Source organism: Corynebacterium sp. HMSC28B08, from assembly GCF_001806865.1.
In the GTDB taxonomy this organism is placed as follows: domain Bacteria; phylum Actinomycetota; class Actinomycetes; order Mycobacteriales; family Mycobacteriaceae; genus Corynebacterium; species Corynebacterium auriscanis.
Genome location: NZ_KV786187.1, coordinates 1 through 14986, shown reverse-complemented (window position 1 = coordinate 14986; position 14986 = coordinate 1). Strand labels below are relative to the sequence as shown.

Genomic DNA, 14986 nt, shown 5'->3' with positions numbered 1-14986 from the left:
GCCACGAGGCTGCACAGTAGGGTCCTGGTTCGGTTAGATGGAAGCGTAGTAACTCTCATCTTGTACCGGCTAGGACCCCTACATGTTGTGCCACCCCGAACCAGGCTCTGCAGTCAGCTACGCACTCCAAAACGCGAAGAGCCCGGTAAGCTCCCGTTTCACTTCCTTATGGAAATACAAATCACCACCCGGAATGAGGTCAGCGAACTCGTCCCATAAACTCCGAAAAATTGCAGGTGGATAGGTATTCCATGTACCAATCACAATATTGGAGTCAATTAGGTACATGTCAGACAACCTCATCAGCAAGCGCCATGACCTTGTGCAAGGTCTGCTTGTTTCCAATCCCCAAGAATTCTGCGGCAGCAGGTTCAGATAGATCACCAGCAAGCGCTGCTCCCGTGATGGTATTCAAAAATCTGCGCCCGACGCATGAACGCACCAAAACAGGAAAGGGAGGCGCACCAGCTGTTTGAGACGCTTGGGTTGCTTCCTCGCCCTTGAAAAGACCAACGACGCGATCCGCATCTTTCTTCTGAATCAATTTCAGCTCTACGAGTCGCCAGAGCAGCGCTTCTCTACTGACCCCAAATCGAGGTGCTGTTGCTGAAAGTTGAACTACCAACTGATCGGAATCGAATTGAATACTCCTGACACTAGCCTCAGGAATTAAGAGAGCTGCAGCAAACTTATTACACCACCGCTCCACATTATTTCTTTTTCCTTGATCGCCTGACAGCCCTGGCGCTGCCATAGCAACGTGAGCTAGCTCATGAGCCAGACTGAACAGCTGAGCAGTCTTGCTATCTGACGTGTTTACAAAGACGAGTGCATATGGGCCTTCACGAAGGGTGAATCCTCGAAATTCATGGACGTCCAATCTCCGTGAGGTCGAATTTCCAACAATGGTGTTCCGCATTACAAGCAGACCATGATCTTCCATACGATGGACAAGATCCATGACCCTGTCAGGCCCTTTAGGGTGGCCTATCGAGTCCCATCCCAACGATTCCCGGACAACTTCTGCTGCTTTCTCAGGTGGGGTGGAGGGCGACACAACTCCGAGAATCGTGGGCGGTGCTATGCCAATCTCGGTCGCGTACTCGGCATACCAATCCAAACGCTGCTCAGCGGTTTGTATAACTTCACGCAGATCGGCGCCGATCGACTCAACGTTTGCATTGCGAACCGTTCGAAAGTCAGGGATCGTAAGCTCATCAGGAGTCGGGACTGGTAGAAGAAGCCGACCAAGCGGTAGGCGAACAGCTTTAGCAAGCGTCTTAGCTTGCGGAAGGGTGGGTTTCTTCGAACCAGACTGCCATTCCTTCAATTTAGGAAATCGTTTTTCAATCTCATTTTCACCTAGTCCAGAGCGCTCCAGCGCCCACTTCAGAACTTCAGGTTTTATCGTCACTTCGACTGCCACTTTGCTCGCCTCCTTTCTAACCAGAACTATATCCCTTCAACAAGACAAGCTCCCCAGCATTTCAACACCGATTTTTAGTCCCACCAGCTGTATCTGTATCTGTATCTGTATCTGATTCAAGACTCGCGACCTACTCAAAGACCCAACTGGTTGCCCCAAGCAACGAAAAACCCCAGCAAACAGGGTGTTTGCCAGGGTCTTGATTCGTGCGCCCGGAGGGATTCGAACCCCCAACCTTCTGATCCGTAGTCAGATGCTCTATCCGTTGAGCTACGGGCGCAACCGTGCACGTAGATGCCTGAAGCCGAACCAGCGAGGTTCAGCAGCATCCGCTGCAACGAGGGATAACATTACACATTCCCGAGAGATTTAAACAAATCCGCACGTCATGCGCTAGATTTTTGTGCCCGGGGCCGCCCCTTTATCGGCGCACATTCCAGTCCAGGAAGCTCTCACCGGACCCCATGCCTGTAGAGCCAATGAAGGGTCCCGGTAGGATCGGCGGGAACAGCTGATGCAGGAACTGGGTGATAGACGCCAAAAAATCCGTGGATGGCCCTGACATAGCAGCCAAGTTATTCAAAGGATCGGACAACGTAGATCCCGCCGGCAACGACTGGTCCGCAGCACTAGCAGTACCTGGCGCCATCACGCCACCAAGGATCAATCCTGCAGCCATGGCGCCCGCAACCAGGGTGCGACGAGAACGGCCAGCGCGGGAGGCTCCACTAGCGCGAAAGGCCGGGCCAGGACTGGCGCAGCATATCGAGGTGACATCCCGGTTCACAGAGGACGCGGTCATGGTAATTCTCCTGTTCCACTGGTCAAGGATCAACATTGATCCTTGACCACAGCGCATTTTGTAAGCCACAAGGTGGCCCGGTGAGCAAGCCACATACAGGAGGGTAGTGCAGAATATTTTGGGCGGGGAATGTTTCCCCAAAAAACTCAATTGGCCGGGCCGCACCCTGCTCACCCCTGCGCATGGTTCGGCTCAATCCTGCAAGGCACACCACTCAACCCAGCGAGCAGTTCGGCTCAATCCTGCAAGGCACACCGCTCACCCCAGCGAGCAGCTCGGCTCAATCCTGCAGGGACCGCTACTCACCCCGCGAATCGTGTGCCTTCCACACCGCCTCGGCAACCACCAGGTCCTCCCACGGCATGCCAACTGTTTTGAATACGATCGGCCGGTCACGCTCCAGCTGGATCGCACCACTGACAACATCTTTCATCGACACTAAGTCAGACTCGGAAAGCGTACCGTCTTCGATAGCTAGGGTGATATCGCCGGCTTCGGCAAGCGCGGCCGTTGGTTCTTCAACAATGACGTGGGCGGCACCAACTAGGTCGGCGGAAAGCTCACGGGCATCGGTGGTGTGGGAACCAACAGCGACAATAACGGCGTGCGCGGAGACATCCTCAAGTTGCACAATCGGGGAGGCTGCCGTGGTAGCGCACAGCACCAGGTCGGCAGTTTTAAGCGCTTCGGCCGCCTCTGTGCTCCCTGACCGCAGCCACGTGTACCCAAGATCGTCCGGTTCGTTGCGGCTCACGAACGCTATGGAGACCTCCCTAATGCCTTCCAGTACCGACGTCACCGTCTCAGCATGACCGCGCCCCTGCGCCCCCGTACCCAGAATCACGACGTTGATCGGGTCCGAACCATCGACGATGAAGTCCCGGATACCAGCGAGTGATACAGCCGGGGTGCGCAGGGTGGTCAATGCTGCACCGTCAAGGAGGGTGTGTGGAGTGAGCGTTTCACCATCGGCCAGCAGGTACTGACCCTGAATGAGCGGCAAGTCGGTGTCATAGCCCTGTGGGTGGAGCAGGATGATCTTCACACCCGCGACGTGGGGCAACGTTGACGGCAGAAGGTGCATCTCACCGTGATGCAGGGGAACCTTCGTACGGGCCTGATCATCGACTGGGTCATAGCCACTGCGCAGCACCTGACGGAGCGCCTCCACAGCCTTGGCTGGAGTAATAGCGGAATTGACATCGTCGTAGCTAAGAAACTGCATGGCATCTAGGGTACGTGGATTCCGCAAACACAATTTAGTTACGTACCCCGAGGTGTGTGGTTCCCTAACATCGTTCAGCTGGATCGAAGATCGACGATGCCAATTTTGTCGCGACTCACTCGTCAAACGTGTCGCAACCCATGAGAACTGGTGCGCCCGGAGGGATTCGAACCCCCAACCTTCTGATCCGTAGTCAGATGCTCTATCCGTTGAGCTACGGGCGCTTCACCTTGCGATGAAAGCGATGCAGCCGAGCACAATCTCCCGCGGACCACCACAGGCGCACCACACGCCCCACAACACTGTCCGCCGCTGAACCCAGACCTCACCACAAGTCACTGGGCAGCACCTGAGCAGCTCTGGCGCTTCGCATTTCACCGAAGGTACGGAGACGCGGCACAAAATCGCAAGCGACTCCGGCCCTGTTTCCGCTGGTCAACAGGGTGTTAACCAATTGCGATCGTAACACTCGTGAAGCTTAACCCCAAACAGTCTTCCAGCCGATTCCAAACTTTGCCGTCTTATACATCTGCGAATGAGCAGGGTACAGGGTGAAAACAATGCCCATTTACTCTCTGCGTGACAGCAATATCGCTACCCCCTACTTGGGGGCATGTTTGCAGTCATTGGGAGAATCGAACTCGCCCAATGCGCCAGATTCTGCTATTCGGCTCCGCCACGGGCGCTACACATACCGCACGCGGCACCCCTCCCCTCTGAGCTTCACCCGCACCCCGCACCCAAAAAAGCACCGACCCCGCCTCGATGTACTCGATTAAGCAGGGCCGGCGCAATACTTTTCTGCGGAGGCGACAGGATTTGAACCTGCGGTCCCCGGAGGGACAACTCCTTAGCAGGGAGCCCCATTCGGCCGCTCTGGCACGCCTCCATTCGAACCGGGGTGGCGTCGAACTAAATAGCAACAAAAAGCAACTAGATAGCAAGAAGGACCAACCAGTTTCGACGGCATAAGCCTACACAGGAAACCGCCCGGCCCCAAATCGCCGGTGGGTCTACAAACCGCCGCGATCGATTGCATGGTGGGTAAGCTGGTGCAATGGTTCGAGCTGATTTATCTTCCCTACCCGCATATGTCCCCGGCGCATCGGTTGAGGGGGCGCTAAAGCTGGCGTCCAACGAGTCCACGTTGGCTCCCCTCCCCTCGGTAGCGCAGGCCATTACCGAGGCCGCCGCCGGCATCAACCGCTACCCGGACATGGGCGGATTTGCATTGCGAAAGAAGATTGCGGAGTGGTTTAGCACCCAGCCCACGTCTACCAGCCCCACCACCTTCACCACGGAGAATGTGGCCCTTGGCAACGGTTCATCGGCGCTTTGCCTGCAATCGATCCAAGCTACATGCGCGCAGGGTGAGGAAGTCATCTTCGCCTGGCGTTCTTTCGAGGCCTACCCAATTCTCACGCGCATCGCCGGCGCCACACCCGTCCAGGTCCCCCTCACCCCCGACCACGGCCACGATCTCTCCGCGATGGCGCAGGCCGTCACCGAGCGCACGCGGTTGATCTTCGTGTGTAACCCCAACAACCCTTCGGGGACTACTATTACCGACGCCCAGCTGCGCACCTTCCTCGCTTCCATCCCTGCACACGTGCAGGTGGTGTTGGACGAGGCTTATGTGGAATACAACCGCGCGGAGGACCAGCCCGATCAGCATGCCCTGTTGGCGGAATTCCCGAATCTGGCGGTGTGTCGTACGTTCTCGAAGGCTTACGGGTTGGCGGGGTTGCGCCTGGGGTACATGGTGGGATCTCCGGAGTTCATCGAAGCCGTCAACAAGGTGGGCATCCCGTTTGGGGTGAATGCACTATCGCAGGTCGCGGGAGTGGCCAGCCTAGAGGCACGGGACGAGTTACTACAGCGCGTGGACCACACTGTAGAGCAGCGCGCGCGGGTAGAGCGCGTGATTGCGGAAGCCGCCCCTGATCTCTTGGTACCCAGTCAGGCAAATTTTGTGTGGCTGCCGTTGGGCGAGAATGCGCAGGCATTCGACGAGGCACTGAAGTCGAACGGAATTGTGGCACGCTGTTTCGCAGGCGAGGGCGTTCGCGTGACTGTCACGAATGACGTGGAAACCGATCAACTGATCAAGGCGCTCCGGGCAGCGCTCCCAGTGGCGGGGGCGTAGGAGGCGCTCCCAGTGGCGGGGGCGTAGGAGGCGCGAGTTTCCCAGCTCAAGCGCCCAGTCAACACTGCTGGGGCCGCGGGGACATAGGGGATCGCTGCGTTAGAAGCGACGACGCAAACTCAGCAGAGCGACACCTACGGCCAACGAGACGGCAACGGTTGCCGCCACCGCTGCGATACCCTGGCCGTTTTCCAGTTGCGCGGGCCCCCGGGAACCGGCGGATGCGCCTGGATAACCATAGGCCTCATTGCTGAGGGTTGGGTCGTCCGCCTCATCGAGGGCACCCGATTTTTTGGACTTTCCTCGACCAGCGCTATCACGGTCAGCCCGGTCACGGTCAGCTTTGTTATTCGCACCGTCTTGTGGCTGTGGACCCTTCGTGCGGCCTGTTTGATCTTCTTGAGCGAAGATTTGAATGTCTTGGGGAACGCCCATGCTCGACTCATTAGGCTGCTCGGGGAGGCGCTGTGTTGGCTGGTTCCCCGCCACCGGCGTAGGCGGAACCGTGGTCTCATCATAGGCGGGTTCCTCGGTGGTATCGGTTGGATCCTCGGTGGCGCCTAGTGATGCTTCTACGGTAGTCGTTTGTGCACGCGAGGTCGGGGCAGTCGACTCCGCCGTTCCCGAAGGCCCAACCGTCTCCGTCGGCTCTGTAACAGTTACCGTTGGTTCCGTCGGCGCTTCCGTCGTCGAGGATTCCGCCGGGGATTCCTCTGCCACGTCGAACGTGACCACCGCTGTCGCTTCTTTGCCCGTGGGCTCATCCACCAGCTTAAATTCCGTCGCATAACGTCCCGCTGCCGCAGGCACTCCCGTGATCTTCCCGGTAACCGGATCAAAGGTCAGGCCTGGGGGCAGCGTGGTGGCGTCGAAAGAAAGATCCGACGTTGTGAAACCGGAACCAGGCATTACGGATACGGCCTCGATAGGGCGGCCGACGGTGGCCGCCTGTGTGCTGGGCTGGATGTGTATGGAAACCTCGACAGGGATGACCTCAATGCTGAAGGTCCGAGTGATCGGATTACCTAGATAATCACGGATTTCCTGGCCAGCCTGGTCGACCGCTACAGCTGTAACCTCGAAAAATCCGGTTTGCGTAGGCACACCCGTCAATACCGCCTCACTGGTGTTTTGACCGGGGCCAACGGGCGCCGGGGTGTAAATCATCCCTGGGGGAAGCCCATCCAGGCGCGCCATTGCTCCTTCAGCGAACCCACTTAAGCGGATGGTGACGGGCCGAATTGCCCGCCCCTCTAAAACAGTGATGGTTGCTGCGCGCTCGGTGGTATCGGTGGCCAGTGCAGCTATGTCGCTGGCGCCCCCGGTGTTTTCCTGGGCCAGGGTTTCGGGAAGCGCAATCGACCCTAAAGCCAACCCCCCGGCCACGGCTGCGGACACGGCTGCGGACACGGCAAAACCAACTACATGACGGCGCAAACCTTTGTGCGCCGAATGCGCCACCGGCATTGCGGTGGCACTCGCGGAGTGATCCGCGCCGTAGTTGATGCCCTTCATTCGGCCAACTTTCTTTAACATAAGCCCCTGGTCGCCACTGCCGGTTGCGCCAGGTCAGCCTATCGCCCCTACAAACTGTTGAACACTTTTAATAGATTGAGGTAAGTAATACTAACAGAACTTTAAGCCTAAGGTATTTCACCCCAACAGCGCGCGTTTTCAAAATTACTACAAAACAAAGGTTAAGCACACGCCACAAACTGCTACCTCACCCTCGGCCCGTTCACTACCGCCAGTGGAATACTCCTCGTGAATCGAAGGCGTTCTAAAATAGTCAGGCGTGAAGGATCCCACTCGTATTCCCCAACTCATCGCGGAGCTGCAGTCGGTATGGGAGGCACAGCCGGATGTGCCCTTCGCTCAACTTGTGCATCAGCTCCAGGCCGCTGGAATGTCTCTTACCAGCACGGATGCTGATGTTCGGGAGCTCTTTCAGCGCCAACTGTCCACCCACCCCAGCGCGCTGGATCAATCTGCCCTCGCTAACCGTGCCTTCATTGTGCAAACGGAAAGCCCTTCTCGTCGCATTATCCTGTCGCGGAGTTCCGTCGCGGTTATGCCGGTCGCGGGCAGTTCCGCTTATGTTTCGCGGTCTTTAAATAGGGCCGAAAAGCTAACTCCCAGCAAAGAAGCTCGGGCCTCTACTCACCCTGTCAATAAGCATGATGAGCACGTCTTGCATCCCGCCGCGTGGCAATTTTGCAGCATTCGGACGTGCCGGGTGAGCTCGCCTTTAGTGTTGCTTGATGCTAATGGGATCTCCCACCATTTGGGTGTGGTCACCTCGATTGCGGTCGCGGGTTTCCCGGCCGAGCATGCGGACATTGCTACTAGCTCCGTTGAGACCTTGTGTGGTGCCCTGCAGGGAGCGATGCCCGTAACCCCTCAGTTGTTGGATAACCAAGAGTGGTTGATTCGTTGCACGGATGGCTCTCTGGTTTTGTTGGGGCGCTGGTTGGTGGTTTTTTCTTTCCGACGCCGCACTCTGTCCTCTTCAGCCCACCCTTGGACGCGAGCGGAGTTCAGATCTGGGGAGGCTGCGGCCGTGCCAGATCAGCGATTGGAAGCAGGATTTTCGGTGGATCTGGCTAACGGCGAGTCTGTGCAGTTCGGACAGGTGGAGTGGGTGATCCGGGTGCGGTGATGCACGGGTGAGTTCAACCCGGCGAGTCCCCGCGAGGCGGGTGAGACGTGAATATTGGGTTTGATTTGTTGTCGCAATGCCCAGAAGAGGGGCTCACGTTGTGAAAACGTGAGCCCCTCTTCTTTGCTGGTTTACTTCGTCTCGTCTTTTGATGAAGTGCGTTGCCCCGTGGGTTCCGTGGGGTTAACTGTGTTCTTCAAGTCGACGTGTTCAGCTTTCCCCGCGAACCCGAGGGCGTTCCCGCGCCTTGCGGGCTCTCCATCCTGTGGTGTTGCGGGGACAGAGTGCCCGAAGGGGCGGGGTTGGGTGTTTCGTCCCCAGCGGGCGACGCTCGTCTAGTTCCTCGCTGAGGACGGGTGAGAGTGGTTAGCTCTCGCGGCGGCGCAGTGCGAGCAGCGCGCCACCTACGGCAAGGGCGAGAACTGCAGCACCCAGCGTGATTGCCACACCGGATACACCGGTCATAGCCAACTGGCCACCGCGGTTGCCCTGGTCCGCTGCTGCGGAGTTGCCACCGTTGTTGTTGCCAGCGCCGGCGTTGCCACCCTTGCCGCCCTGGTTAGCAGCACCGTTGTCACCTGCACCGGGCTTACCTGGCTTCATGTCGCCTGGCTTGCCCGGCTTGCCTGGCTCACCTGGCTTGCCTGGCTTCATGTCGCCTGGCTTACCGGGCTTGCCTGGCTTCGTGTCGCCTGGCTTGCCGGGCATGGAGGAACCTGGCGCATTGCCGCCACCAGCGATTCCACCGATGATGCCACCGATGATGCCACCGCCGATCAGGCCTGGAATCAGGCCCTCGGAGGAGCCGGTGCCGTCACCGGAACCAGGCAAGCTATCCGAACCATTATTGCCATCGGAACCAGGCAAGCTATCCGAACCATTGTTGCCATCGGAACCGCCTGGCTTCTCTGCACCGTCAAGCAAGTCAGGCTTACCGTTCTTCGGGTTCTCGTCCGTGATGCCTGTGTCACCCAGGCCGTCACCGTCACCGTCGGTTACAGGACCTTCAGGAACGTTGGACTCATCCTTGTTTGGCTTACCATCACCATCGGTGTCCTCGTCACCATCATTGGTGCCGTCACCGTCGGTATCAGGATTCAACGGATCCAAGCCAGCGACCTTCTCGTCATCGTTGGAAACACCGTCACCATCGGCATCTGGATCCTGAGCGTTAGGGATGCCATCGCCATCCTTGTCACCCTTAGGACCATCCTGGTCATCCCTGTCAATGATGTCTGGGATGCCATCGCCATCGGTATCGGTGGTCTCGTCCTTGGTCGGATCGGACTCATCCTTGTTCGGCTTACCATCACCATCGGTGTCTTCGTCGCCATCGTTGACGCCGTCACCATCAGTGTCTGGATTGTAGGGATCAGTACCGGCGGCCTTCTCGTCGGAGTTGTTCACGCCATCACCATCGATGTCAGGATCCTTAGAATCTGGAATGCCGTCACCATCGGTGTCTGGATCAGCAATCATGCGCTCCGTGACAGTGATCTTGAACTTGTCCTGGTCTTCCTTGCCATCCAGTTCCGCCTTTACGACTACGTCGTAGCTCTTGAGTTCCGCGTCTGCAGGGACGGTTCCCTCAATAGCCTTGGTCTCTGGGTTGTACTTCAGGAAGGGGGGCAGGCCGTCTGCCGTAACCACGGAATTCGGGGTGGACGTAACCGGGATGGAAACTTCCTCGCCGCGCTGAACCTTAGTATCCGGTGCGGCGTCAACCGAAACGTCGCCCGCCGGATCGGTGGGGTCCGTGCTCTCAGGGTCGGTCAGGGTGACGGTGACGGTATCCACAACCTCACCGGAACCATTCTTGACCTCAACAACGATCTTGTCGCCAGCCTTAGCACCCTCGTTAGGCGTCACGGTGATCGAACCATCCGGGTTCAACGTCGCTGTACCAGGACCCTCAGTTACCTCAACGGTCGAGCCCTCAGGCACGTCGCCACCCTCATTAGGGATGTTCTTTGGCGTATCAGCTGGAGTCTCACCGTCCTTCCAATCAGGCTTATCCACCACTGCTACATATTCGTTGTCGTAGACATCTCCGTTGACCAACAATTGGGCTTGATATAGACCCTTGGCGTCATCCGGAAGAGTCAGCGCGCACTTCGTAGATACCTCTTCCAAGGTGGCGAAGGCACACTGGTCACCGATTGGTTCACCTGCAGGGTTCAACCACTGGATTGCAGTAACCTGACCAGGGTACAGGGTTGCTCTAACGGTAGGTACTACCGTATCTCCCGGCTTTGCCTCAGATTTGTCGAGGATCAGATCGTACTTCGATGGGTCGGGAACGGCCGCGAAATGAACGTTGGCTAACGCGTGACGAACTGGGCGCCATACCCCAGAATTGAGAGACCCTGCATTCGGATTCGCATACGCTGGTGCGTTCCACGGAGTGTACCCAGTTAGGCGATCTCCATTAGGGGCTAGTAGGAAACCGTACACGGACTCTGCATTAGGAATTTCAGTATTGAAACGAGCTGTGTAGTTACCCTTTTCATCGACAGGCGCCGTAACAGTCTCTGCAATGTAGTCGGGGTTGGCTCGCAAGATCTCTTGCTGACGAACTGCTCGCTCCGAAACCGGCAAGGAGTCAAACTGGGCTAGAGCAGCGCGCCCTTCTGGAGTCAGCACGGACATTACTACATTGGCCCCGACAATCCAGTTCTCGCCAGCACTGGTCGGGTAACCGATTTGGAGATCTGGCTCGCCTGATTCCCACCAAACCTGACCTTGAACGAAATTATTCTCACTCGCCGTCAACGTTGCCTGGGAGCCTGTGAGAGGGCTGCCTTCCGTGGGTCGCCAATCAGATTTTGGCTTAGTCAATGGGCTCTCTGCTGGAGCAGTCTCAGACACGAATACACCCGTACGCTGCAAATTCCATGGTTCATTAATGAAGGAACCATAGAAACCATCGCGACCTGGATTCATGAATCCAGGCAACAAGCCAGGGACTTGCCGGATCGTTGTTAACGTACCGCCTGCGGGACCAGTTTGCTCCGGAGCGACCCATATCTTGACCCGTACATCATTGACCAAAGACCGGCCTTCAAAGTGGTGCAATACCCCTGTCTCATCAATCCAGTTCAGGTTGTTGAAGGCATAAGTTCCATTGCCACCTTGACCTGAGTCCCCCGGCAAATTATGAGTATTAGCCTCAAACACCGGGCTAGCGGGCGAATCTTGGTCTTTCCACTGCATGTAGACCTTGAGGTCGTTCAAACGAGTGGCAGAGTTGGTCGTAGTATCATAGCTTTCACCCGTATCCAAGTAAAGCCTGCCAGAAACGACACCTCGTGCACTATCTCCACCTGTGAGATTACCAACGTTTGTAATCGTCCCCGAAGCAATTGCATCACGGTTAACAGGCTCGGTCGTCTTAGCCGCAACTACCGCCGGAGTAGCGTTATCCCAGTTACCGAGAGTGCCCACAGCATCTGCTGCAGCCGATGGGTTTACCGAGTTGAATTTTGGTGCCGGCGCCTCTTGGGCCACCGCCGCAGGCAATGCAACCTGCGACTGTACAACGACCGTGCCGGTTGTAGCCAGCATCAGTACTGCCGCTGCAGCAGCAACGGACTTCATCTTGTCAGAAAAACCGAGTGCCAGCGCACCCGATCCGGGGTTACGAGCCTTACGGCCTCGCAGGTTAGCCATAGTGTGTCCTTTCAAAAGACGAGATTGCCGGTGGACACCGGCTTCGTGCAGTGTGGCGTCACACTTGAAAAACAGTGCCCATGATGCAGCCCACCTGAACCAGGGTGGCGAGCTGAAGCCCTGCTACTCGCATGTGAATCCTTTAAGTTAGGTAGCTCCCAATGTGAGATACACATGATTGCAACCTGAACATTTGCTGATACTACACCCTTGAGCCGAAATTAGAAGCCTCAAACTTTATAGTTTTTTAATAAACCTTAAAGGTTGAACAAAGTTTTTACCCACATACTTTTGTCGCTCACAGCAACCTACTGCGCACTAGCAGCAGCTTTGAGCCCGCCAACGAACCGCTCGAACCGAACGCCTTAGCAACGAATTGTAGAACAACACCTACATTAAGTAGGGGGTAAGTGCCCCTTATCTAAACTGGCTTAACTCTTACCGATTTTTAACCCTCGTGAGTTAGCGTGAGATCGAGCGCCACTGGGTCGATACAGCGACACCTCCCCAGCACCTAAGCTCTCGCCATTGACCACCTGTCTTACGCCCTTCCCCACACCCTTACCCGGAAACTTTGTGACTCACCCCTTCAACCGACTAAGCTATGAGTGCTTCACCAACTGCTGGACATTAATTCCGGCAGAACCGAAGCAAATCTTGGAAGTATGGCAGAGCGGCCGAATGCACTGGTCTTGAAAACCAGCGATGGGAAACCATCCGGGGGTTCAAATCCCTCTACTTCCGCAGGTAGTGTTCCCCCAGTTCGTTTGTGAGCTGGGGTTTTTGTTTGTTTGTGCTGGTTGTGGTGTTTTTTGCGTCTGGTCTTTAGTGCCCTTTTGGAGACATTGGGGGACTCTCTGTGGACTGGGAATGGACTAATTTTGGCCTGAGTCCGCTAGGCTTGGCTGCATAGATTTTAGGAGGCAAGGAACTCATGCCTAGCGCAGCTGAACCTGTTTATATTCCCAGCAAGCGAGATACTGGCCGAAGGAGGTTCGGCAAGTGGCGGGTTCGCTATGTCGCACCGGATGGGAAGCGGTATTCGATCACGAAGCCTACCAAGAGCGAAGCGGCTGGCGCTTATGCGGAGGAGATGCGGGCGATTCAGCTTGGTAGTTGGTTACCGCCTAAGGTTCGGGAAGCTAATGCGCGCAGGGCGGAGTTGCGAGGGACTTTGACGCTGGCGGATTACTTCGAGCAGTTCCTTGCGAGGCCGGGGCGAACTGGTAGCACTAAACAGACCTACCGCAGCGCTTTCGATAATGGCATTGCTCCACGGTTGGGTGATCTGCCGATTGCTTCTATCTCCAAGGCTGATGTGGGTGAGTGGTGGGCTTGGTTGTGGAAGACATTCCCTAAGCGGGCTACGACTAATGCGCAGTGCTACACGCTGTTGGCTACGGTGTTTCGGGACGCTGTGAAGACTGATCTTATTGAGGCTAGCCCTTGCAGTATTCCGGGGGCGGGCAGGAAACCTGACCCGGTGCATAAGCGGTTGTTGACCGTGGAGGAGTTGCAGGGGCTTATTGGTGAGTTGTCGGGCCATTATCCGCTGGCGGTGGCGGTGGCGGCGGGGTGTGCTTTACGGATTGGGGAGTGGGCGGAGTTGAGGCCTGGGGATGTTATCCCGGAGTATGACCGTGATGGGGTTTTGGTTGGGGTGGATTTGTATGTCACTCGGCAGGTTAAGGAGCAGGACGGCAGTAAGGTTGTGGAGCCTACGAAGAGTAAGAAGAATCGGAGGGTGCCTGTTCCTCGTTCGTTGTGGGGTGCGTTGTTGGGGCGTGTGGGGGAGGTTGAGGGTAATGGTTTGCTGTTCCCTAATGGTGAGGGGGGTTGGGTTGATCGGCGGCGGGTGAACAGGATGTTGAAGCGGGCGGGTAGGAAGGTGGGGAGGCCTGATGTTAGTAGTCATGATTTTCGGCATTATGGTGGTACGAAGTTCGCGCAGCAGGGTGCGACGTTGAGTGAGACTATGGAGCGGTTGGGGCATTCTTCGACGGGGGCGGCGTTGAGGTATCAGCACGCTACGAGGGAGCGGGCGCGGGCGTTGTCGGATGGTATTGAGTTACCTCGGTTGGCTGATGTGGTTGATTTGGGTGAGGTGAGGGGGCGTAAGGGTGCGGGGTGATTGTTGTGTGGGTTGCCTCGAATACTCTCACTAGTGGTTAGGGTATTGCCGTCAGTAGCTTTGGCGCTGTTGGTATCTTTGCGGTTTGGGGGTTGTGGGACATGTCGATAGTGTCGACATCTTGCAGGTGGGGCTGGTTGTCTCTATTACCGTCAGCAACTCTGGCGGTATTCTGCATCTTGCAGGTGGGGGCTTGGGTTTCACTATCACAGGGTGAATGGGGTGCCGTTGCGGATGAACCTAGCCCGCGTATACCTCTCTACCCCACCATCACCAACACGGCGGCGGGAACCTCGCCCCTCTACGGCTTCTATGAACACATGCAGTCCCCTACCGGACTGCGACACCTCAAGATAGAGAACAGGCTCCGAGATTGACTCGACAACCTCGCGTGCCCACGGTTTCAGCTCCCCTCCCTGTAGTGCGTTGTCTAGGTCGTAGCAGCCGATGCCGTCACCGAGCATGAAGCCGTACCCGTCGCCAGCCCCGGTTTGAACCTCTGTGAAAGATGCCCATGTTGCGGGGTTGGTGCTTGATGCGGGGGAACCGTCGACCATGATCGGGCGTTTGTTGTCGGCGCGTACCCATCGGCGGGTGTTGAGCATGGCCTCGGGGTAGGGGTTGTTGCGGCGGTGGCGGGATAGGGCCATGCGGCATCGCGCTGAGCAGGTTTTGCGGACTGGCCCGCGCTTTGGGGGTTTGACGGTTCGGCCGCACATTAAGCATTCCATGCTTTGATTGTAGCAGTTACCTGGGTTTTGTTACGGGTTTTTGTGTTGGGTTGTGGTGTGGTTTTTGGGTGGTGCGGGGAGTGGGGGGCGAGGCCTGTGGTTTAGGGGTGGGGTCTTGGAATTGTTTGGTGGGTGCGGTTGTTGTCCCCTCCCCGGTGTTGCTTTGAAGTGCCCCGGGTTTTGTTCCTAGGCATTTG

General features: G+C 56.9%; 10 protein-coding genes and 4 tRNA genes. 4 read left to right on the top strand and 10 right to left on the bottom strand.

Going from position 1 to position 14986, the window contains the following annotated elements; genetic code table 11:
* Positions 1–117: 117 nt before the first annotated feature.
* From HMPREF3098_RS12120 to HMPREF3098_RS10195, 7 genes are all read right to left on the bottom strand, one after another.
* Complete coding sequence (locus HMPREF3098_RS12120; RefSeq protein ID WP_168156026.1) at positions 118–288, bottom strand: DUF4411 family protein; 171 nt, start codon at positions 286–288, stop codon at positions 118–120.
* Between the two features lies 1 nt (position 289).
* On the bottom strand, positions 290–1426 hold the full coding sequence (locus tag HMPREF3098_RS11925) for an ImmA/IrrE family metallo-endopeptidase (RefSeq protein ID WP_070435055.1): 1137 nt from the start codon (positions 1424–1426) through the stop codon (positions 290–292).
* A gap of 207 nt (positions 1427–1633) precedes the next feature.
* Positions 1634–1706 (bottom strand) — tRNA-Arg (locus HMPREF3098_RS10215).
* Positions 1707–1847: 141 nt separating this feature from the next.
* Positions 1848–2228, bottom strand: a complete 381-nt coding sequence (locus HMPREF3098_RS10210) for a hypothetical protein (RefSeq protein ID WP_070435054.1) — start codon at positions 2226–2228, stop codon at positions 1848–1850.
* 298 nt (positions 2229–2526) lie between these two features.
* The gene (locus HMPREF3098_RS10205; protein WP_070435053.1) at positions 2527–3453 is read right to left on the bottom strand and encodes an ornithine cyclodeaminase family protein; all 927 of its coding nucleotides are present in this window, start codon (positions 3451–3453) and stop codon (positions 2527–2529) included.
* A 148-nt stretch (positions 3454–3601) separates the two neighbouring features.
* Positions 3602–3677, bottom strand: a tRNA-Arg gene (locus HMPREF3098_RS10200).
* Positions 3678–4257: 580 nt separating this feature from the next.
* A tRNA-Ser gene (locus HMPREF3098_RS10195) sits at positions 4258–4342 on the bottom strand.
* Positions 4343–4510: 168 nt separating this feature from the next.
* Here HMPREF3098_RS10195 and hisC point away from each other — a divergent pair.
* A complete protein-coding gene (gene hisC / locus HMPREF3098_RS10190) occupies positions 4511–5599 on the top strand; it encodes a histidinol-phosphate transaminase (protein WP_070435052.1) in 1089 nt (362 codons plus the stop codon).
* A 99-nt stretch (positions 5600–5698) separates the two neighbouring features.
* Here the strand turns inward: hisC and HMPREF3098_RS10185 are convergent, their stop codons facing one another.
* The gene (locus tag HMPREF3098_RS10185) at positions 5699–7114 is read right to left on the bottom strand and encodes a putative Ig domain-containing protein (RefSeq protein ID WP_070435051.1); all 1416 of its coding nucleotides are present in this window, start codon (positions 7112–7114) and stop codon (positions 5699–5701) included.
* 280 nt (positions 7115–7394) lie between these two features.
* Here HMPREF3098_RS10185 and HMPREF3098_RS10180 point away from each other — a divergent pair, with 280 nt between their 5' ends.
* Complete coding sequence (locus HMPREF3098_RS10180) at positions 7395–8258, top strand: hypothetical protein (RefSeq protein WP_070435050.1); 864 nt, start codon at positions 7395–7397, stop codon at positions 8256–8258.
* Positions 8259–8624: 366 nt separating this feature from the next.
* On the opposite strand, the gene HMPREF3098_RS10175 is transcribed toward HMPREF3098_RS10180, so the two are convergent.
* Positions 8625–11927, bottom strand: coding sequence for a putative Ig domain-containing protein (locus tag HMPREF3098_RS10175; protein ID WP_070435049.1), 3303 nt, complete (start codon positions 11925–11927; stop codon positions 8625–8627).
* 659 nt (positions 11928–12586) lie between these two features.
* Here HMPREF3098_RS10175 and HMPREF3098_RS10170 point away from each other — a divergent pair.
* A tRNA-Ser gene (locus HMPREF3098_RS10170) sits at positions 12587–12671 on the top strand.
* Between the two features lie 190 nt (positions 12672–12861).
* Positions 12862–14058 (top strand): tyrosine-type recombinase/integrase, encoded by a 1197-nt coding sequence (locus HMPREF3098_RS10165; protein WP_070435048.1) that lies wholly within the window; start codon positions 12862–12864, stop codon positions 14056–14058.
* A gap of 206 nt (positions 14059–14264) precedes the next feature.
* Here the strand turns inward: HMPREF3098_RS10165 and HMPREF3098_RS10160 are convergent, their stop codons facing one another.
* Positions 14265–14708: a hypothetical protein gene (locus tag HMPREF3098_RS10160; protein ID WP_246815932.1), complete on the bottom strand. Its 444-nt coding sequence runs from the start codon at positions 14706–14708 to the stop codon at positions 14265–14267.
* Positions 14709–14986: the final 278 nt, after the last annotated feature.